This window comes from Phytohabitans maris (genome assembly GCF_031085175.1).
Classification (GTDB): domain Bacteria; phylum Actinomycetota; class Actinomycetes; order Mycobacteriales; family Micromonosporaceae; genus Phytohabitans; species Phytohabitans maris.
Map to the genome: position 1 here is coordinate 1 of NZ_JAVHUY010000052.1, position 18,807 is coordinate 18,807.

General features: G+C 73.7%; 14 protein-coding genes and 2 pseudogenes. All 16 read right to left on the minus strand.

From position 1 onward, the window contains the following. Positions 1 to 170: 170 nt before the first annotated feature. Positions 171 to 707, minus strand: a pseudogene (locus RB614_RS44495) (transposase); the annotation flags it as partial. A gap of 144 nt (positions 708 to 851) precedes the next feature. Further along, positions 852 to 1,847: pseudogene (locus RB614_RS44500) on the minus strand (transposase); the annotation flags it as partial. A gap of 453 nt (positions 1,848 to 2,300) precedes the next feature. Then, complete coding sequence (locus RB614_RS37135) at positions 2,301 to 2,582, minus strand: amidohydrolase family protein (protein ID WP_346434213.1); 282 nt, start codon at positions 2,580 to 2,582, stop codon at positions 2,301 to 2,303. A gap of 141 nt (positions 2,583 to 2,723) precedes the next feature. Next, positions 2,724 to 3,887: an acyl-CoA dehydrogenase family protein gene (locus RB614_RS37140; protein ID WP_308717387.1), complete on the minus strand. Its 1,164-nt coding sequence runs from the start codon at positions 3,885 to 3,887 to the stop codon at positions 2,724 to 2,726. Next, positions 3,887 to 5,920, minus strand: coding sequence for an AMP-binding protein (locus RB614_RS37145; RefSeq protein WP_308717389.1), 2,034 nt, complete (start codon positions 5,918 to 5,920; stop codon positions 3,887 to 3,889). The genes RB614_RS37140 and RB614_RS37145 overlap by 1 nt, the downstream gene beginning before the upstream one ends. Next, positions 5,917 to 6,825, minus strand: a complete 909-nt coding sequence (locus RB614_RS37150) for an amidohydrolase family protein (protein WP_308717390.1) — start codon at positions 6,823 to 6,825, stop codon at positions 5,917 to 5,919. Before RB614_RS37150 ends, RB614_RS37145 begins: the two co-directional genes overlap by 4 nt. Continuing rightward, complete coding sequence (locus RB614_RS37155; RefSeq protein WP_308717391.1) at positions 6,822 to 7,709, minus strand: SDR family NAD(P)-dependent oxidoreductase; 888 nt, start codon at positions 7,707 to 7,709, stop codon at positions 6,822 to 6,824. The genes RB614_RS37150 and RB614_RS37155 overlap by 4 nt, the downstream gene beginning before the upstream one ends. Before the next feature lie 8 nt (positions 7,710 to 7,717). Further along, positions 7,718 to 9,229 carry an ABC transporter substrate-binding protein gene (locus RB614_RS37160; RefSeq protein WP_308717392.1) on the minus strand — a complete coding sequence of 504 codons (1,512 nt, stop codon included), beginning with the start codon at positions 9,227 to 9,229 and terminating at the stop codon, positions 7,718 to 7,720. Continuing rightward, on the minus strand, positions 9,229 to 10,431 hold the full coding sequence (locus RB614_RS37165; protein ID WP_308717393.1) for a uroporphyrinogen decarboxylase/cobalamine-independent methonine synthase family protein: 1,203 nt from the start codon (positions 10,429 to 10,431) through the stop codon (positions 9,229 to 9,231). The genes RB614_RS37160 and RB614_RS37165 overlap by 1 nt, the downstream gene beginning before the upstream one ends. Continuing rightward, a complete protein-coding gene (locus RB614_RS37170) occupies positions 10,421 to 11,422 on the minus strand; it encodes a peptidyl-alpha-hydroxyglycine alpha-amidating lyase family protein (protein WP_308717394.1) in 1,002 nt (333 codons plus the stop codon). The genes RB614_RS37165 and RB614_RS37170 overlap by 11 nt, the downstream gene beginning before the upstream one ends. Then, positions 11,419 to 12,633, minus strand: a complete 1,215-nt coding sequence (locus RB614_RS37175; RefSeq protein ID WP_308717395.1) for an amidohydrolase family protein — start codon at positions 12,631 to 12,633, stop codon at positions 11,419 to 11,421. The genes RB614_RS37170 and RB614_RS37175 overlap by 4 nt, the downstream gene beginning before the upstream one ends. A gap of 7 nt (positions 12,634 to 12,640) precedes the next feature. Further along, a complete protein-coding gene (locus tag RB614_RS37180; RefSeq protein WP_308717396.1) occupies positions 12,641 to 14,884 on the minus strand; it encodes a CaiB/BaiF CoA-transferase family protein in 2,244 nt (747 codons plus the stop codon). Beyond that, positions 14,881 to 15,915: an ABC transporter ATP-binding protein gene (locus RB614_RS37185; RefSeq protein WP_308717397.1), complete on the minus strand. Its 1,035-nt coding sequence runs from the start codon at positions 15,913 to 15,915 to the stop codon at positions 14,881 to 14,883. Before RB614_RS37185 ends, RB614_RS37180 begins: the two co-directional genes overlap by 4 nt. Beyond that, positions 15,912 to 16,937: an ABC transporter ATP-binding protein gene (locus tag RB614_RS37190; RefSeq protein WP_308717398.1), complete on the minus strand. Its 1,026-nt coding sequence runs from the start codon at positions 16,935 to 16,937 to the stop codon at positions 15,912 to 15,914. The genes RB614_RS37185 and RB614_RS37190 overlap by 4 nt, the downstream gene beginning before the upstream one ends. Then, entirely contained in the window at positions 16,934 to 17,797 is an 864-nt protein-coding gene (locus tag RB614_RS37195) for an ABC transporter permease (protein ID WP_308717399.1), read from the minus strand. The genes RB614_RS37190 and RB614_RS37195 overlap by 4 nt, the downstream gene beginning before the upstream one ends. Continuing rightward, positions 17,794 to 18,741, minus strand: coding sequence for an ABC transporter permease (locus tag RB614_RS37200; RefSeq protein ID WP_308717400.1), 948 nt, complete (start codon positions 18,739 to 18,741; stop codon positions 17,794 to 17,796). Before RB614_RS37200 ends, RB614_RS37195 begins: the two co-directional genes overlap by 4 nt. Between the last annotated feature and the right edge of the window lie 66 nt (positions 18,742 to 18,807).

Genomic DNA, 18,807 nt, shown 5'->3' on the forward strand with positions numbered 1-18,807 from the left:
CTAGGAAGGCGCTGAATATCGGCGTTCTTGAGGTTGGCGGTGGGGTGGGTGCCTGGGTTTGGCTGCCGGTGGGTTGGTTGGGTCGGGGGGGGGTGGTGGTGCGGGTGTGGGCGCTGCGGGGGTCGCTTGGTGGGCTCTGTGGTGGTGTCTTCGGGCCCGGTGGTGGCTGGTCAGCTGGTGGCGAGGGTCCATCCGTTGGTCCAGTGCAGGCCGCGGTTGATCAGGTTGCGGAGGTTGAGTGCGGCGGTGCGTTGTTTGAGCCAGGTGTGGTTGGCGTGGATGCCGTGGTAGCGCAGTTTGAGTCGGCGTCGGCCGCGGCTGGCTACTTGGGCGATGACGCGTTCGATGTTGGGTCGGTGTCGGCGGTAGCGGTCGCGGAGGGTGGGGTCGGTTCGCCAGTCGGCTCGGGCTTGGCGTAGTAGGGCGTCGTGTTCGTTGAGTACGATCTTGCGGCCGGTCTTGGATTTGGTGCACCGGGTCTGTAGTGGGCAGGTGCGGCACCGTGTGCCGAAGTCGGCGGTGCGGGTGGCCGGGCTGATCGGTCGGGTGTGTGCGGCTGGGCAGGTGACGGTCTGCTGGTCGGTGTTGACGGTGAAGTCGTCGATGGTGAAGCCGCCCCGGATCGGGGATTGCGATGGTTTGGGTTTGATGATCGCGGTGTGTCCGGCCTGGTCGAGGGCGTTGCGTAGGTCGCCGGTGCCGTAGGCGCAGTCGCCGTACCATTCCTGAGCGGTCTGGTCTGGGCGGCCGGTGGGCTGCTCGGGCCCGGTGTCGTCGTCGCCGACGCCGGCTGTGGTGTTGGGTTCGCTGTCGCTGTCGCTGTTGGGTTCGCTGTTGGTGTTGGTGGGGCCGTTGGCGAGGAATTGTTGCGCGACGGCGGCGTCGGCGTTGTCAGGTCCGCAGGCTTTGGTGAGTTGTTCGTCGGTGATGATGCCGGTGTCCGGCTCGGCGGCGATGTGGGCGCGGTAGCCGTCCCGGCGGGCCTGCGGCGACTTGCGGGTGTGTCGGGCCTGTGGGTCAACGGTGGAGATGACCCGGTCTTCGGCGACCTTGCGGGCGATCCGCCACCGCCCGTCAGTGCCATCGGAGCCGTCGGCCGGTTCCACGTCCTGCCCGGCCACCAACGCCAACAGCGCGACCGCCTGCTGCGCGGGCTCGTCGAGCTTCGCCTCGGCCAGCGCCGCGACCAGGTTGTTGGCGTCGTTGACCAGCGTCGAAACCAGGGCCTGTTTGGCATCCGGGTCGTCCCAGTCGATGTCCGGCTTTCCCGGCCGGCTGTAGTCGTGCCCGCCACACACGGCCGCGATCTGCTCCGCAGCGCCGGGCACCACCCGGGCCACCCGGCGGATCTGGGCGATCAGTTGGGTGATGGTGTCCTGGGTGGCGACCGCGTCGTCCAGGATCGTGGAATCGACCGCCCGCCGCCGCCGTCCGCGCAGAATCCCGGTCGCCTCGACCACCTGCCGGACCGCGTCGTTGACCCGGTACGGGCGATCCGAGTTCGCCAACCGGCGCCGCCAGTACGTCAACGTCGACGGGTGGAACCCCTTGTCGTCCAACGCCAGCCCGCAGGCGACCTTCCACCGCAGGTCACACCGGGCCGCCTCGGCAGCCTCCGCGTCGGAGTAGTCCAACAACGTCTGCAACGTCAAAATCGACGCCGCCACCGACCCCGGGATCGACCGCCGCCCCTTGGCCGATGGGAACAGATCCGCGAACAACTCGTCCGGGAACACCCGACCCCGACAGTCCGCCAGAAACGCGTACATGCTCCCGGCCGGAACCAGATGACCGACCAGAGCGGCCGCGTCCAACAGCCGCCGGTCAGCACGCTCTACACCCTGCACCCAAACATCTTCACATATCAATACAGACCAGGACGGAAGACATGCCCACCATTATTCAGTGGACTCCTAGCGACTTCAAGGGAGCTTCGATCACCGGCGTGGGTCGGGCGCGCGTCCGGGCGGTTCCGCAAGCGGGTTTCCCCGGTCCGGGTCAGTTGTGGAGCGCATGCGCGGGGTCCCTGGGGAAGCGTGGAGCGCGGCGGAGCGTTTTCTTGGGGTGCTTCACCGCTGCGGCCGGCGGCGAGCTGGCGCTCGCCCGCACAGACGGGGCAGCTTGAGAGCTTCCCGCACAGACACATCCGTCCCGCCCGGCAGCGGCGCGGTGGTGAGATGTCGTGGACCCACGCCCCCGAACGGGTGCCGGCTCCCCGCAGGGTCCGGGGTGAGATCGCCGGCCGCGGAGGGCGAGGCCGCGGGAGCGACGGTCCGGACCACGGCGGACGTCGCGGTAGCTCAAAGTCTTTGGAAGTAAAGGGTGTGGGCGGTTCCACTGAGGACGGCGCCGGCCTCGGCGTCGGGGAGGGTGCGGACCGAGGCGCGGGCCAGCTCGACCATTTCGGGGTAGGGCAGGCGGGTCTGGGTGATGTCGGAGCCCCACAGCACGCGGCGGGCGCCGAAGCGGGCGACCAGCCACTCGACGAGCTTGGCGGGGTCGCCGCCCCAGCGGCGGATCTGCACGCCGTTGAGGGTGGTGACCTTGAGGTGGAGGCGGGGCAGCTCGGCCAGGCGGATCAGCTCCTCGGCGCCGCCGCACGAGCCGGCGGCGTTCCAGGTCGATGCTCGCCACGTGGTCGACCACCACGTCGACGCCGGGGAAGCGGCGCATCATGGCGCCGAGGGCGGTCAGGCTCTCCGCGTGCGCGTGCGCGTCCACGATCACGCGAGGTGCCCCCCGATCTTCTCGTACCCGCGCAGCAGGTCGCGGGAGATGATCATGCGCTGGATCTCGTCGGTGCCCTCCAGGACGCGCAGCACCCGCACGGCCCGGTACCAGCCCTCGATGGGCAGGTCGCGGGTGTAGCCCATGCCGCCGAAGATCTGCAGCGTGCGGTCGACGACCCGGTTTACCATCCCCGCGCCGTACAGCTTCGCGACGGCGGCCGGGTGCCGGGCGGGCGCGCCCTGGTCGACGGCCCAGGCGCAGCGCAGGGTGAGCCACCGAGCCGCTTCGAGCTCCACTTCGGAGTCGGCGATCATCCACTGGATGGCCTGCCGCTCGCCGATCGGCCGGCCGAACGTGACGCGGGTGTTGGCGTGCTCGATCGCCATCCGCAGGCACCGCTCGGCCGTGCCGACCGCCTGCGAGGGGATCACGTACCGGCCGCGGACGATCCAGCGCATCGCGAGGTCGAACCCGCCACCCACGTCACCGAGCACATTGGACGCCGGTACGCGTACGTCGTCGAAGGTGAGCAGGGCCGGTGTGTGCCAGCTCCCCATCGTGTCGATCGGTCGGGAGGTCCAGCCCATCGCGCGGTCGACCAGGAAGGCCGTCGCCTCGCGGGCGGAGGAGCCGGTGACCGCGATGACGATCGCGTAGTCGGCCTCGTCGCCGAACGTGATGAACGTCTTCTCCCCGCGCAGCACCCAGTCGCCGCCGTCCCGCCGGGCGCGCAGGCGGATGCCGGCCGCGTCGGAGCCCGCCTCCGGCTCGGTCAGCGCGAAGCAGCCCAGCCGCTCCCCCTCGATGGTGGGGAGCAGGTACGCGGCCCGCTGGGCGTCGCTCGCCTCGTACAGGATGTTGTCGGCCTCGCCGCCGAACCGGAACGGGACCGGTGTGCGCCCCAGCTCCGTCCAGAGTAGAGACTGGGTGACCGCCGGGAGCGCCATCCCGCCGTACTCCTCGGGCGTGCTCATCCCCCAGAAGCCGAACGCCCGCGCCCGTGCCTGCAGCTCGCGCAGCTCGTCGCGGCGCAGCCCGGGGGCACCGGACCGTTCGCGGCGCAGCATCTCCGCTTCGAGGGGCACCACCTCGCGGGTGACGAACGCGCGGGCGGTGTCCCGGACGGCGCGCTGCTCGTCGGTCAGCCCGAAGTCCACTAGGGACCGACCTTCTCGTACTGCCGGACGACGATCGTGGCGACGCAGCTCGGCTTGGCCTGCCCCCGCACCTCGAACGTCAGCGTCATCGTGGTCTGCACCCCGCCCGGCACGTCGGTGACCGCGTCGACCGCGGCGCCGCAGCGCAGCATCCCGCCGACCGGTACCGGTGCGGGGAAGCGCACCTTCTCGCAGCCGTAGTTGACGCCCATGCCGAAGCCCTCGAAGCGGATCAGCTGCGGCAGGAAGAACGTGGTGAGCGAGAGGGTGAGGAAGCCGTGCGCGATCGTGCCGCCGTACGGGCCGGTGGCCGCCCGCGCCGGGTCGACGTGGATCCACTGGTGGTCGCCGGTCGCGTCGGCGAAGAGGTCGACCCGCTCCTGGGTGACCTCGTGGTACGCGGTGTAGCCGAGGTGCTTGCCGGCCAGCGCCCGCACCCCGTCCGGACCGACCGCGACGGCCGGCGCCAGCGACGCGACCGAGCGCGCCCACCGTAGGTCGGCCTTGCCGGCCGGGCTGCGCCGGATGGACGGTACGAAGACGACGTCGCGCGGGCGCTTGTAGCCGGCCAGGTGCTCGCCGACGAAGGCACGCACCTCGTCGGCGGTCAGCACGGAGGTGGCGGAGACGACCGCGACGATGCGGCTGCCCCACCGCTCGTCCGGCACCCCGACCACGACCGCGTCGCCGATCGCCGGGTGGCGGTGCAGCACCTGCTCGACCTCCTCGGCGAAGACCTTCTCGCCGCCGGTGTTGATGACCCCGCTGCCCCGGCCGCGGAGCACGAGCGTGCCGTCCTCGTCCAATGTGGCCAGATCGCCGGGCATGCAGTACCGCTTGCCGTCCACCCGGCGGAACGTGCGGGCGGTGGCCTCCTCGTCGCCGTGGTAATGGATGAACTCGTCGGTGGGCGCGGCGAGCATGCCGACGCGGCCGGAGCCGGGCGGCACGTCCGCGCCGTCGTCGCCGATCAGCCGCGCGCCCGGGGCGAGCACGAAGCGGGAGGTGGTGACCGGGTCGCCGCGGCGGGTGACGCGGAGCGCGAACGGGCCGCCCTCGGACGCGGCGATCGTGTCGTAGCAGGCGAAGTCGCCGTGCTCCAGCAGCCGCCGCTTCACCTCGGCGCTCCAGATCACCCCGACGCTGCGGACCCGGCGCAGGTGGGACAGGTCGTACGGGGTGCCGGCGGCCGCCGCGCGGTCGAGCTCGTCGGCGAGCGGGCGGGCGAAGACGTCGCCGACCATCCCCATGTCGGTGACCTTGTGCTCGGCGAGCAGCCGGGCGGTCTCGGCCGGGTCGTACGAGCGGGCGGTCAGGAAGACCACCGTGCCGCCGCCGAGCAGCGTGGCGAGCGTGTTGTAGACGCCGGCGCCGTGCATCAGCGGCGCCACGGCGAGGCAGACCAGTCCCGGCCCCTCGTCGCGGATCCGCCGGGTGACCTCGGCCAGCTCGGCGAGGTCCGTCGGGACCGGCCGGTCGAGGACCGCGTAGCTGCTCTGCACGCAGACCGTGAAGAGCCACGAGTGCCGGGAGACGACGCCGCGCGGGAGGCCGGTGGTGCCGCCGGTGTAGAGCTGCCACTCGTCGTTTCCCCGCTCGGCGCGGGGCAGCGGCGGGTGCGCCATCGCCTCCTCGTACGCCGAGAGCGGCAGGAGGGTGCGCAGGCCCGGGTACTCGCGCTGGACCGCGGCGACCCGCTCGGCCAGCGACGGGTCGAGGATCATCGCGCGGGCCCGCGCGTCCTCCAGCAGGTGGCGCAGCTCGGCCTCGCGGTAACGGTAGTTGACGTTCACCGGTACCGCCCGGAGCTTGAGCACGGCGAGGAGGCTCTCCACGTACTCGACGCCGTTGTAGAGCGCGATCGCCACCCGGTCGCCGGTGCCGATCCCGTGCGCGGCGAGGTGTCCGGCGAGGCGGGCGGCGCGCTCGTCCAGCTCGGCCCAGGACCGCCGCCGGTCGCCGTGCACGACGGCCGGTCGCTGCCCCATCTGGTCGGCCACGGTCTCGAGTACCGTCGCGAAGCTCTCGTTCACGGCGCCACCTCGACGCCCTCGGTGCCGCGCGCCGGCCCGGTGAGGCCCAGCAGCCGGGCCGCGTTCTCCTTGAGCAGCAAGGGTTTGACCTCCTCGCGGATGCCGATCGTGTCGAGGTCGGCGAGCCACCGCTCCGGCGTGATCATCGGGAAGTCGGTGCCGAAGAGCACCTTGTGCTTCAGCAGCGTGTTGGCGTACTGGACGAGCTGCGGCGGGAAGTACTTCGGCGACCAGCCGGAGAGGTCGATGTAGACGTCGGGCTTGTGCAGGGCCACCGAGAGCGCCTCGTCCTGCCACGGAAACGACGGGTGCGCCAGGATGATCCTCATGCCGGGGAAGTCGACGGCGACGTCGTCCACGTACATCGGGTTGCCGTACTTCAGGCGGATGCCGCCGCCGCCCGGCGTGCCCGCGCCCACCCCGGTGTGTCCGGTGTGGAAGAGCGCGATCAGGCCGTGCTCGGCGATCACCTCGTAAAGCGGGTACGCCATCCGGTCGTTGGGGTAGAACGCCTGGCTGCCGGGGTGAAACTTGACGCCGCGCACCGGGTGCTCGGCCACCAGCTTCCGCAGGGTCTCCACGCCGGCCGGTCCGCGGGCCGGGTCGACGCTCACGAACGGCACCAGCACGTCGGCGTGCTCGGCGGCGAGCCGGGCCACTTCTTCGTTGGCCGGCACCGGGTCCCGGCCGCCGCTGTCCACAGTGAACACGACGCAGGCCATGCGCCGCTCGCGGTAGTAGGCGGCGATCTCCGGGACGGTGTACCCGTCGGTGGGCGCCGTGCGGAAGTACGCCGCCATTCCCTTCAGCGCCGCCTCGTCACCGGCCGGGCGGGCGTCCACCGAGCGGTGCGCGTGGACGTGCACGTCGATCGCGACGAGCGTGTCGAGGTCGAGCCCGCTCACCGGGCCACCTTGTGCCGCCGCAGGTGCGGGGCGAAGACCTGCGGGAAGGCGTCGGCGATCGCCTCGGCGCTCCAGCCCCCCTCGCGGTTGGCGGAGAAGACCTCACGCGGATGCCCCCACACGGTCAGCCGGTCGCCGCCGGCGCCCAGGTACTGGCCGGTGACCTCCGCCGACGCGTCGGAGGCGAGGAACACCACCAGCGGCGCCACGTCGTCCACGGTGCCCAGTCCGGAGCGGCGCATCGCGGCCGGTACCGGCCCGCCGGCCGCCACCGCGGCGACCGTCTCGGCGAGGCCGGGGATCGTCGCCGCCATCCGGGTCAGCGCCATCGGCACGACCGCGTTGACGGTGACGCCGGCCTTGGCGCACTCCACCGACCAGACCCGGACCAGGCCGATGATGGCGGCCTTCGCGGCGGCGTACGCGGTCTGGCCGAAGTCGCCGAGCTGGCCGGCCGGCGAGCCGACGAGGATGAGCCGCCCGCCGCCGCCCTGTTCGCGGAAGCGGAGCAGCGCCGACCGTCCACAGGTGAACGTGCCGCGCAGGTGGCTGCCGACCACCAGGTCGAACTCCTCGTCGGTGACCTTCGCGAGGGTGCGGTCGCGCAGCGCCCCGGCGTTGGTGCACATGACGTCGAGGCGGCCGAACTCGCGTACGGCGGTCTCCACCAGCGCGTCCGCCACCTCTGCGGTGCCGACCGCACCGACGAGCACCGCCGCCCGGCCGCCGGCATCGAGGATCTCCTCGCGTACCCCCTCGGCCGCGTCCGCGTCGATGTCGTTGACGACGACCGCGGCGCCGGCGGCGGCCAGGGCGTGCGCGTAGGCCCGCCCGAGGCCCCGGCCGGAGCCGGTCACCACCGCCACCTTCGCGTCGAGTCGCATGTGCCACCTCACTTCGTGATGGTCAGGGCGCCGAACTCGTAGTCGCCCACGACCGGGACCTGGAAGCCGTCGACGCCGGACCGGAACGCGGCCACGTACTGGACGCCGCAGACCGGGATGACCGGCGGGCCGGCCTCGAACACGGTCTTGATGATCTGCCGGGTCGGGCCCTGCCGCTCGGCCACGTCGTCGGTCCGCCGCGACTGGGCGAGCAGGTCCGCGACGCCGGCCGCGGTGAAGCCGCCCGGGTTGTAGATGCCGCCGGGTGTGTAGAAGTCGGCGACGAACTGGCTGGGGTCGGGGCGGCCGGCCTGCACGAGCGACACGGTCGCGCTGAACCGGCCGGTGCGCCGGGCGTTGATGAGCTGGCTCGCCTCCAGCACGGTGATCCGCATCGTGATGCCGACCTGGGCGAGCTGGGCCTGCAGCGCCTGGGCGAGCTGCTGGTACGAGGTGTTCGGCCCGACGTTCATCTCGAACTCGAAGCCGTTCGGCAGCCCCGCCTCGGCCAGCAGCGACTTGGCCCGGGCGACGTCGTGGTACGCGTCGGTCCCGCCCAGCTCGGCGTCGTACGCCCAGAACCCGTCCTGGAACGGCTGGACGCTCGGCACGCACGCCCCGGCGTACAGGCTGTCGCTGATCGCCTTGCGGTCCACCGCGTACGAGATGGCCTGCCGCACCTTGGGGTTGCCGAACTCGGAGCTGCCGGTGTTGAGCAGCACGCCGTTGAACGTGGTGTTGGGTCCCTGTACGACGGTGAGGCCGGCGCTCCTGGCCTCGTTCACCTGGGAGGGGGTGATGGTGGAGCCGTCGGACTGGCCGGAGCGGACCGCGCGGAGCCGGGTGGCCTCGTCGGCGTAGACGGTCATGTCGATGCCGCCGATCCGGACCGCGCCCCTGTTCCAGTAGCCGTCCCAGGCCCGCATGCTCAGCCGGCCGTCGGCGATGTCGGTCAGCTCGAACGGCCCGGTGCCGACCGGCCGGGTCTTGAGGTCGGCGTTGCCCAGGGCCCTCGGGCTGATCATCATGCCGGCCTCGCCGGCCAGGACGTTGACGAGGTGGCCGCCGGGCCCGGAGAGGCGGAGCCGGACCTGGGTCGGGCTGACCACCTCGACCGCGCTGACCGCCGTGAGCGCGCCGACCAGCAGGCTCGGCGGCTTCTTGGCCGCGTCGAGGTTGGCCTTCACGGCGGCGGCGTCGAACGGCGTGCCGTCCTGGAACGTGACGCCGGTGCGCAGGGTCAGGTCGAGCGCCGTGCCGTCCGGGGCGAACGTCCACTGTGTCGCCAGCCCCGGCTTCAGCTCGCCGCTGGGCACCCGGTCGACGAGCGTCTCGTAGAAGTTGTCGAGGAAGACCGGGTCGAGCGGGCCGGACTCGCGGGGGTCGAGCGAGGTGGGGTTGCCCGGGATGCCCCAGCGCAGGACCGCCGCCCCGTCGCCGCCCGAGCCCTCGCCGCTGCCGCCGCCGCACCCGGCGGCCAGCCCGACCGCCAGCAGCGCCGCGACCGCGCGCCGGAGCATCACCGCCTCCAGAGGCGGTCGCTGGCGAGCGCGGCGCCGTCGCCCATGGCGCGCAGCTTGGCCCAGACGATCTCCTGGTGGCCGACCCGGGAGCCGATGCCGCAGTCGGTGCCGGCCTGGATGTTCTCCCGGCCGACCACGCCGGCGTAGTTGACCAGGCGCTCGGCCACGAGCTCCGGGTGCTCGACCAGGTCGGTGGCGTGGCTGACCACGCCCGGCACGAGGATCTTGCCGTCCGGGAGCTTGACGTCCTCCCAGACCCGCCACTCGTGGGCGTGCCGCACGTTGCCGGCCTCGATCGCGTACGCCTGGGCGTTGATCTTGACGAGCAGGTCGGCGATGTACTTCAGCTCGATGTCGTTGGTGTGCGGGCGGTGGCCGCTGCCCCAGCACATGTGGAAGCGGATCCGCTCCTCGGGCAGCCCGGCCACCGCGTGGTTGACGATCTCGACGGCCCGCTCCAGGTACCGGCGGAGGTCGTCGACCGTCCACTGCGGATAGAAGGTCCACGTGGTGGCGAACTCGGGTTCGTCGATCTGCAGCACGAGCCCGGCGTCGGTGACCGCCTTGTACTCCTCGCGCAGCGCCTCGGCGACGGCCGTCATGTACGCGTCCTCGTCCGGGTAGTACGCGTTGCGGGCGGCGGCGCCCAGGCTCAGCGGGCCGAGCGCGGCGATGAACCCGTCGACCTGCTTGCCGGCGATCCCCTCCCGCAGGGCGGCCACGTCCGCGCCGATCGCCTCCTGCCCGGTGTACCGGATCGCGCCGGTGCAGACCCGCTCGGTGGCCGGCAGGCGCGGCGCTCCGGGCGTGGCGAAGCCCGGGCGCTTCGGGCCGCCGGAGCCGGCCAGCCACAGCCCGGACTCGTAGAAGCCGGGGAAGTCGGCCTTGTCGCGCTCGGCCACGTACGCCCGCTTGGGCGGCACGGACGGGTCGATCGGCAGCACCTCCCAGCCGGTGACCCGGTCGTGGATGTAGCCGCGGTAGCCGGTGGCGTGGGCGGCCTTGACGTACTCGCCGTCGTTGACGACGTCCAGTCCACAGTCGACCTGCCGCTGGACCACCTCGGCCACCGCGCCGGGCAGCCGGCGGGCGATCTCGTCGCGGGTCCCCGGCGCCCGGCCGATCAGCTCGTCCAGGTCTTCCGGCCGGGGCAGGTTGCCGCCGTGGGTGCTCAGGATCCGTTCGGTGCTACGCCTCATGTCCGAGTCCCTTCGCTGCCGTCTCCGCACGCACGAACTTCCGTAGCTGCTGGCCGGCCCGGTCGGCGGGAACGCGTCCGGGCCGGATGCCGAAGCTGTAGGTGACCTCCGCGACGTAGACGTCGCCGCGCGAGTCGACCGCGATCCCGTGCGGCGCGACGAAGCCGGCGCCGGTCCACCGGTCCAGCACCGCTCCCCCGCCGTCGAGCACGCTCACCCGGCCGGGCCGGTCCTGCTCGACCGGGCCGTCCACGAAGGAGCGGGTGCCGGCGGGGCGCCACAGCTCGGCCACGTACACCCTGCCGTCCGCGGCGACCGCGAGGTCGCACGGGCGCCGCACGCCGGTCCACTCCTCGATATAGCCGCCGTCCGGGTCGAAGACCTGGATCCGGTCGTTCTCCCGGTCGGCGACCAGGACCCGCCCGTCACCGGCCACCGCGATGCCGTGCGGCAGGTGGAACTGGCCGGGTCCGGTGCCGACCTCGCCCCACGACCCGCGCAGCCGGCCCGCCGGGTCGAAGCGGTGGACGCGGCAGTTGCCGTAGCCGTCGGCGACGTAGACGTCTCCGTCCGGGCCGAACGCGAGGTTGGTGCACCGGTTGAACGGCGGTCCCGGGTACCGGACCCGCTCGACGCCGTGCACCCGCACCGGTGCGGCGCCGTCGTAGCCGGTGTCGGAGGGGGTGCCCGGCACGCCGAGCGTCAGCCGGAGGTCGCCCTCGGGCGTGAACGCGCGCACGCTGTGGTCGCCCGCGTCCACGCACCACACCCGCCCGTCCGGGCCGACCGTGAGCCCGTGCGGCGTGGTGAAGACGCCGGCGCCCCAGGCCCGGACGAACGTGCCGTCCGGCTCGTAGACGAGGACCTGACCGTCGTACCGGGTGAACAGGTAGACCCGGTCGGCGGCGTCCACGTCGACCGCGGCCACGTCCCGGTGCTTCAGCGGGTCCGGCAGCCGCTCCCAGCCCGCCACCTCCGCGAAGCCGGTCATGCCGGCTCCCGGGACGGCAGCCAGCCCCACGGGTGCGGGCCCCAGTGCGGGGCGAAGAGCTCACCGGCTCGCACCGCGTGTACCGGTGCGATGCCCCAACCGCCGGTGAACTCCACGCCGTCCGTGTCCTCGAACCGGAAGTCGCCCGCCACGACGTCGAGGATCGTGATGTCCGCCTCGCGGCCGGGCGCGATCGCTCCGATGTGGTCGGCCAGCCCGAGCGCCGCGGCCGCCGCGCTCGTCGTCATGCGGACCACCTCGGGCAGCGTGTACCCCACCGCCATGAACTTGGCCATGCACTCGACGAGGCTGTGGAAGTCGCGCCCCAGCGCGGTCAGGTCGGTGCTGATCGTGTCCGGCGGCAGCCCGGCCTCCCGCTGCCGGCGGGCCGTCGCGAAGCCGAAGTTGCCCCGGCCGAGCGCCGCGTCGAGCACCACGCCCCGGGCCCGCGCCGCGCGCAGCAGGTCGTCGTCGCTCGCGCCGCCCACGTTCGGGGTGCAGAGGTGGGTGAGGATGTCGCCGGCGTCCAGGTTGGACAGCAGGAAGGCGGTCACCTCCGCGAAGCGGCGCGGGTCCGCGTCGCCGCGCCGGGTGGCACCCCGGTCTCCGATGTGGACCATCAGGGGTACGCCGTGCTGCCGCGCGACCTTCCGGGCGAGGGTGACCAGGTCTTCGCCGTGGCTCTCCACGACCGGCCCGACCAGCCGCAGCTTGATCCCCTCGACCACGCCCGGGTTCGCCGCCACGCCCTTGGCGATCGCGCCGGCGTCCACGTCGGACAGGTCGTGCACGTCCAGCAGGCTCGGCATCGAGTGGGCGTGGCTGCCGAGGTTGAGGTAGCAGAGCACGCGGGTGCGGGCGTTCGGCTGGATGTACGCCGGGAAGGCGGCGAGGTTGGCCACCCCGACCGAGCCGGCGTCCACGACCGTGGTGACGCCGGAGCGGACGCCGATCTCGTCCGGGTCGCAGCCCTCCATGCCGACGCCGGGGGTGATCGCGCCGCGCGCGACGTGGGCGTGCACGTCGATCAGGCCGGGCACCACGACCCGGCCCGGCGCGACGGCGTCGATCACCCGGCTCGCCCCCGCGTGGTCCAGCCGCTCGCCCAGGGCGGCTATCCTCCCGTCCCGGATCCCGATGTCCAGGGGGCCGTCGATGCCCTGGCCGGGGTCGAGCACCCGGCCAGCGCGGATCACCACGTCGAACGCCATGCCGCTCCTAGAAGTCGTCCCAGCCGCTGGGCAGCCCGGCGGTCTGCAGCACCCACCCGCGGGCCAGGTCCTCGATGTCGCGGTCGCCGTACCCGCCGGCGGCGAGCACCGCCGGGCCGTCCGCGCCGGGGCGCCGGACCGGGGCGCCGAGCCGGGCCGGGGTACGGGTCAGCCCGATCGCGATGCCCGGCATCACCACCTCGCCGGCCTCCTCCGAGCGCTGGGTCACCGCGAGGCCGCGGGCCCGTACCGCCGGGTCGGCCATGAGCTCGGCGAGCCCGACCACCTCGTGCGCGGCGATCCCGGCCGCGCGCAGCTTCGCGACCCACTCCGCGGCGGGCGCCGACCCGAAGTCGAGGTCGGGCGGGTCGCCGGGGGCCGCCACGAACAGCCAGCCGTCGGCGGCCCGGTGGAAGCGGTGCGCCGGGCCGGTGCCGAGGGCGTACGGGCCGCTCGGCTCGGTCGCCGGGCGCCGGTCCGCGCCGACCAGGTGTACGCCCTGGTGGTGGGTGGCCGCCTGGGTCAACGAGGTGTGCGCGTGCGCGCCCGCACCGGTGGTGGCCCGGCGGTAGAGGCCGAGCGCGGCGGCGAACGCGGCGAGCACGCCGGTGCCGTAGTCGAGCAGGTTGTACGGGCCGAGCACCCGGGGCGGGCCGTCGCCACCGGCCCGGCACATGATGCCGCTGGCCGCCTGCGCCTGGGTCTCGTAGCCGCGCCGCGACTCCCACGCCCCGCCGTACCCGTAGCAGCTGACCGAGACGTAGACCAGGTCCGGCCGGCGGGCCCTGACGTGCGCCCAGCTCAGCCCGTACCGCTCGGCGGTGCGCCGGGGGAAGTTCTGCAGCAGCACGTCCGCGCCGTCGAGCAGCCGCCACAGCACGTCCTGGCCGCGCGGCGACTCCACGTCGAGCAGCACGGTCCGCTTGCCGCGGTTGACGAAGCCGTGCGCGCCGACCTTCCGCTGTGGCGAGTTGATCTTCGTGACGTCGGCGCCGAGCTCGCCGAGGAGCCGCCCGGCGGTGGGGCCGGCGAGGATCTGGGTCAGGTCGACCACCCGCGTGCCGGCGAACGGAAGCTCGGCCGCCCCGGTGCCCGCCGGCTCCTCCACGCCGTCCACAAGGGACCGGAGCACCGCCGCGCGGTCGGCGTCCGGGAGGTGGCGCGGGGAGAGCGCCGCGGGCACGCCCTCCACACCGACCGCCGCCCCGGGCATCCAGAGTGGACCGAGGACCGGGTCGGCGAGCTGGACCACCTGGCCGGACTCGCGGGCGTGCGGGTCGGTCAGCCACTCGACCGTGGTACGGGTGCGGACCAGCGGTACGCCGGCGCTGGCGGCCAGGTCCTCCCACGCCTGCGCGGGGCGGGTCAGGAAGAGCGCGGCGAGCCGGTCCCGCAGCAGCCGGGCCAGGTGCGGCTCGCGGTCCATCCGGGCCCGGTCGGTGAGCCCGTCTGCGGCCCAGCCACCGGCGCCGGCCGCGTCCAGGAACCAGCGCAGGAAGCGGGTGCTCGCGCCGATCGGGTTGAACTGCACGTACCGCCCGTCGGCGCAGCGGTAGCCGCCGCTGCCGTTGCCGGCGAGCGGGCGTTCGGTGGTGAGACCGCGCGCGACCGGGTACGCTCCGGCGCCGCCGATCGCCTCGAACATCGCGCTGTAGAGCGGCACCTCGATCCGCTCGCCGAGCCCGGTGCGGTGCCGGCCGACGAGGGCGGCGACGATCGCGTACGCGGCGGCGAACGCGGCGAAGTTGGAGGCCATCGGGATCGCCGAGTACGTCGGGCGGCTCGGGTCCCAACCGGGTGGCGCCTGCCCGGACCGGACCCGGCAGTTGCCGGTGGCCGCCGCGACGACGCCTTCCCAGCCGGCCACGCCGGCGCGCGGGTCGTCGGCCGGGAAGCCGGGCAGCGAGCAGTACACCAGGGCCGGCCGGTCGAGGTCGGTCCAGCCCAGCCCGTACCGGTCGAGCACGCCCGGCCGGAAGTTCTCGATCACCACGTCGGCCCGGCCGGCGAGGCGGCGCGCCACGTCCCGGTCGGCGGGGTCGCGCAGGTCGAGGGTGATCCGGCGCTTGCCACGGTTGAGGTACGCGTCCGGCCACTGGTCGCCCGCTCCCCCGCCGGGCGGGTCCAGGGCACCGGGGCGGTCGACGTGTACGACGTCGGCGCCGTTGTCGGCGAGCAGCAGCGCGGCGAGCGGGCCCGCCACGTGGTGGCCGAAGTCGACCACCCGGATCCCGGCGAAGACACCGCTCATTTCGCCACCGCGATCCGGTTGGCCGCGGCCGGCATGGCCGGTGCCGGTTCGATGCCGGGGTGGCGCAGGCAGGCCACCGAGCGCTCCGCGCCGACCGGTACGAGCGGCGGGTCGATCCGCGCGCACTCGTCCATCGCGACCGGGCAACGGGTGCGGAAGCGGCAGCCGCTCGGCGGGCGGGCCGGGTCGGGCAGGTCGCCGTGGAGCACGATGCGGGTGCGGCCGCGCTGCTCGTCCGGATCGGCCACGGGGACGGCGGAGAGCAGCGCCTCCGTGTACGGGTGCAGCGGCTCGCCGGCGACCAGCGCGGCCGGGCCCTCCTCGACCACCCGGCCCAGGTACATGACCACGATCCGGTGGGACAGGTGGCGGACCGTCGCGAAGTCGTGCGAGACCAGCACGATCGCCTGCCCGTTCTCCTTCTGCAGCCGCAGCAGCAGGTTGAGGATCTCGGAACGGGTGGAGAGGTCGAGGGCGGAGGTGGGCTCGTCGGCCACGAGGATGCGGGGTTCGAGCGCGAGCGCCCGGGCGATGCAGACCCGCTGCCGCTGGCCGCCGGAAAGCTCCTCCGGGTACCGGTGCACGAGCCCGGGGTCGAGCGTCACCCGGCTCAGCAGGTCGGCCGCCCGGTCGGTGAGCTCGCGCCGCCCGATCCGCCCGTGCACCAGCAGCGGCTCGGCGACCGCGTGGCCGACGGTCTTGGTGGGGTCGAGCGCCCCGTACGGGTCCTGGAAGATCATCTGGAGGCTGGCTCGCAGCGCCTTGAGCGCCCGGCCCCGGGCGGCGGTGACGTCGGCGCCGTCCACCTCGACCCGGCCACCGTCCACTGTGAGCAGTCGGGAGACGAGCCGGCTCACCGTGGTCTTGCCGGAGCCGGACTCGCCGACGATGCCGAGCGTCCGGCCGGCCGCCACGCTCAGGTCGACGCCGTCCACCGCGCGCACCCGGTCGACCACCCGGCCGAGGGCGGAGCGGCGCAGCGGAAACGACTTGGTCAGCCCGGTCGCGCGCAGCACAGGGGTGTCGGTCACAGCTCCCTCCCGGGCGTCAGGTCGCCGGCGGCGACGCGGCCGCAGCAGGTGTGGTGGCCGGCGGCCAGGACCGTGTCCGCCTGCGGCTCGCCGCACGAAGCGGCCGCGTGCCGGCAGCGCGGCCGGAACCGGCACCCGCCCGGGAACGAGCCGGCCGGCGGCACCCGCCCGCCGATCACCTCGAGCGGGGTGCGGGCCCGGTCGGAACGGGGCACCGAGCCGAGCAGCGCGCTGGTGTACGGGTGCGCCGGGGTCCGGAACGCCTCCCGCACCGGCGCCTTCTCCACGACGTGGCCGGCGTACATGACCACCACCTCGTCGCAGAAGTCGGCGACCACGCCGAGGTCGTGGGTGACCAGCAGGACGGCGAGCCCGAGGTCGCGCCGCAGGTCGCGCAGGAGCTCCAGGATCTCGGCCTGGATCGTCACGTCGAGCGCGGTGGTCGGCTCGTCGGCGAGCACCAGCCGCGGCTCACCGGCGATCGCCGCGGCGATCATGACGCGCTGCTGCATGCCGCCGCTCATCTCGTGCGGGTACGAGTCGAGCCGCCGCTTCGCGTCCGGGATGCCGACCCGGTCGAGCAGCCCGCGGGCGTGCTCCCGGGCGGTCCGGCGCCCCTCCTTGAAGTGGATGCGCCGCGCCTCGGCGATCTGGTCGCCGACCGTCATCGTCGGGTCGAGGCTGCTCATCGGCTCCTGGAAGACCGCGCCGACCGGGCCGCCGCGGATCCGGCGCAGCTCGCGCGGGCCGCAGGTGAGCAGGTCGGTGCCGGCGAAGTCGATCTCGCCGGAGACCACCCGCACCGCGCGCGGCAGCAGCCCGAGGATCGCCATCGCGGTCAACGTCTTGCCGCACCCCGACTCGCCGATCAGCGCGACCGAGCGCCCCTTCGGCACGGTGAACTCGACGTCCTGTACCAGGCCGGGCTGCGTGGTGCCGAGGTCGAGGGTGAGGCCGCGGACCGACAGCAGGGCCTCGGCGGTGGCCGGCGCGGTGCCGGTGGCGAGCGGCGCGGCGGTCATGAGGCCCTCCGGCCGGACAGGACGTCGCGGAGCGCGTCGCCGAGCGTGTTGAAGGTGAGGACGGTCAGCACCAGCGCGATGCCCGGCGGCACCACCGCGTACGGCGCGTCGTACTGGCTCCGGTAGGCGGCGCCGAGCATCGAGCCCCAGCTCGCGTCGGGCGGCTGCACGCCGAGCCCGATGAAGCTGAGGCTCGCCTCGGCCAGCAGCGCGACACCCATCAGGATCGTCACCTGTACCAGCAGCGGCGCCGCGATGTTGGGCAGGACGTGCACCCAGAGCGTGCGCCGGGTGGAGCAGCCGATCGCGGCGGCCGACTCGATGAACGTCTCCTCGGCGACCGCGAGCGTCGCGCCGCGGACCACCCGGAAGACGGTCGGCGAGAAGATGATGCCGACCGCGATCATCGCGTTGGTCAGGCCCGGCCCGAGCACGGCGACGATCGCGAGCGCGCTGGCCAGGGCGGGCAGGCTGAGCAGCGTGTCGGCGAGCCGGCCGCTGACCGCGTCGACGACCCCGCGGCGCCGCCCCGCCCAGAGGCCGGCCGGGAGTCCGACGAGGACGGCCACGCCGACCGAGATGAGCGGCGCGGTGACCGCGATCCGGGCCGCGTACAGCAGGCGGCTCAGCACGTCCCGGCCGAACTCGTCGGTGCCGGCGAGGTGGCTCAGGCTCACGCCGGCGAACCGGTTGCCGAGCTCCTGCGCGTCCGGGTCGTGCGGGGCGATCACCGGGGCGGCGATGGCCGACCCCACGAGCAGTACCAGGAAGGCGAAGGCGACCGCGCTCGACGGGCGCCGCAGCACCGCGCGGAGCGGGCGGCGCCGCACCGGGGCGGGCAGGGTCGCGGCGGCGGTCACGCGACACGCACCTTGGGGTTGATCCACCCGTAGGTGAGGTCGACGGCGAGGTTGACCAGCACCACGATGACGGCGCTGAAGAGCACGTAGCCCTGGATCACCGGGTAGTCCCGCTGGAGCACCGCGTTGATCGCGGTCGTGCCGAGCCCGGTGATGCCGGCGACCACCTCGACCACGATGGAGCCGCCGAGCAGCCGGCCGGCCTGCAGGCCGAGCACGGTGACGACCGGGATCGCGGCGTTGCGCAGCAGGTGGCGCCGGACCAGCCAGAAGCCGGAGGCGCCGCGGGCCCGGGCGGTGCGGATGTAGGGCCGGACCAGGACGTCGCAGACGCTGCCCCGGGTGTGCCGGGCCAGCTCGGCCGCGGTGGCCAGGCCGAGCGCGGTGGCCGGCAGGATCAGGTGGGACAGCCACGGCCAGAGCCCTTCGCGCAGCGGCGCGTACCCGGTCGCCGGCAGCCACCGGTTGGAGAGCGCGAAGGCCGAGATCAGCAGCATCGCCACCCAGAAGCTCGGCATCGCGATGCCGAGCGTGGCCACGGTCGAGACCGCCCGGTCGACCCAGCTGCCCTGCTTCAGGCCGGCGACCAGGCCGGCGCCGACGCCGACCACGACCGCGACCGCGATGGCGAGGCCGGTGATGGAGAGGGTGGCCGGTGCGGCCTGTGCGATGGTCTCGGCGACCGAGCGACCGCTGAAGAGCGAGTCGCCCAGGTCGCCGCGGAGCAGGTCACCGCACCAGCGCAGGTACTGCTCGACGACCGGGGCGTTCAGCCCGAGCTGCTCGCGGATGCGGGCGACGTCCTCGACGGTCGCGTTCTCACCGGCGATCAGCTCGGCCGGGTCCCCGGGGGTGAGCTGCACCAGCAGGAACGTCAGGACGGAGACGAGCCACAGCACGAGCACCCCGGCGGCGAGCCGGCGCAGCACCATTCCAGCGGTCATGATCACCTCCAACTCGTGTGGGGTCCGAGCGGGCGGATACGGGGTTGCGTCCAAACAGGACGTCCA

Excerpts from the sequence above, each read along its gene's own strand:
- RB614_RS37155 (WP_308717391.1), bottom strand. The coding sequence starts at position 7,709 with ATGCGACTCGACGCGAAGGTGGCGGTGGTGACCGGCTCCGGCCGGGGC.
- RB614_RS37160 (WP_308717392.1), bottom strand. The coding sequence starts at position 9,229 with ATGCTCCGGCGCGCGGTCGCGGCGCTGCTGGCGGTCGGGCTGGCCGCC.
- RB614_RS37165 (WP_308717393.1), bottom strand. The coding sequence starts at position 10,431 with ATGAGGCGTAGCACCGAACGGATCCTGAGCACCCACGGCGGCAACCTG.
- RB614_RS37170 (WP_308717394.1), bottom strand. The coding sequence starts at position 11,422 with ATGACCGGCTTCGCGGAGGTGGCGGGCTGGGAGCGGCTGCCGGACCCG.
- RB614_RS37175 (WP_308717395.1), bottom strand. The coding sequence starts at position 12,633 with ATGGCGTTCGACGTGGTGATCCGCGCTGGCCGGGTGCTCGACCCCGGC.
- RB614_RS37180 (WP_308717396.1), bottom strand. The coding sequence starts at position 14,884 with ATGAGCGGTGTCTTCGCCGGGATCCGGGTGGTCGACTTCGGCCACCAC.
- RB614_RS37190 (WP_308717398.1), bottom strand. The coding sequence starts at position 16,937 with ATGACCGCCGCGCCGCTCGCCACCGGCACCGCGCCGGCCACCGCCGAG.
- RB614_RS37200 (WP_308717400.1), bottom strand. The coding sequence starts at position 18,741 with ATGACCGCTGGAATGGTGCTGCGCCGGCTCGCCGCCGGGGTGCTCGTG.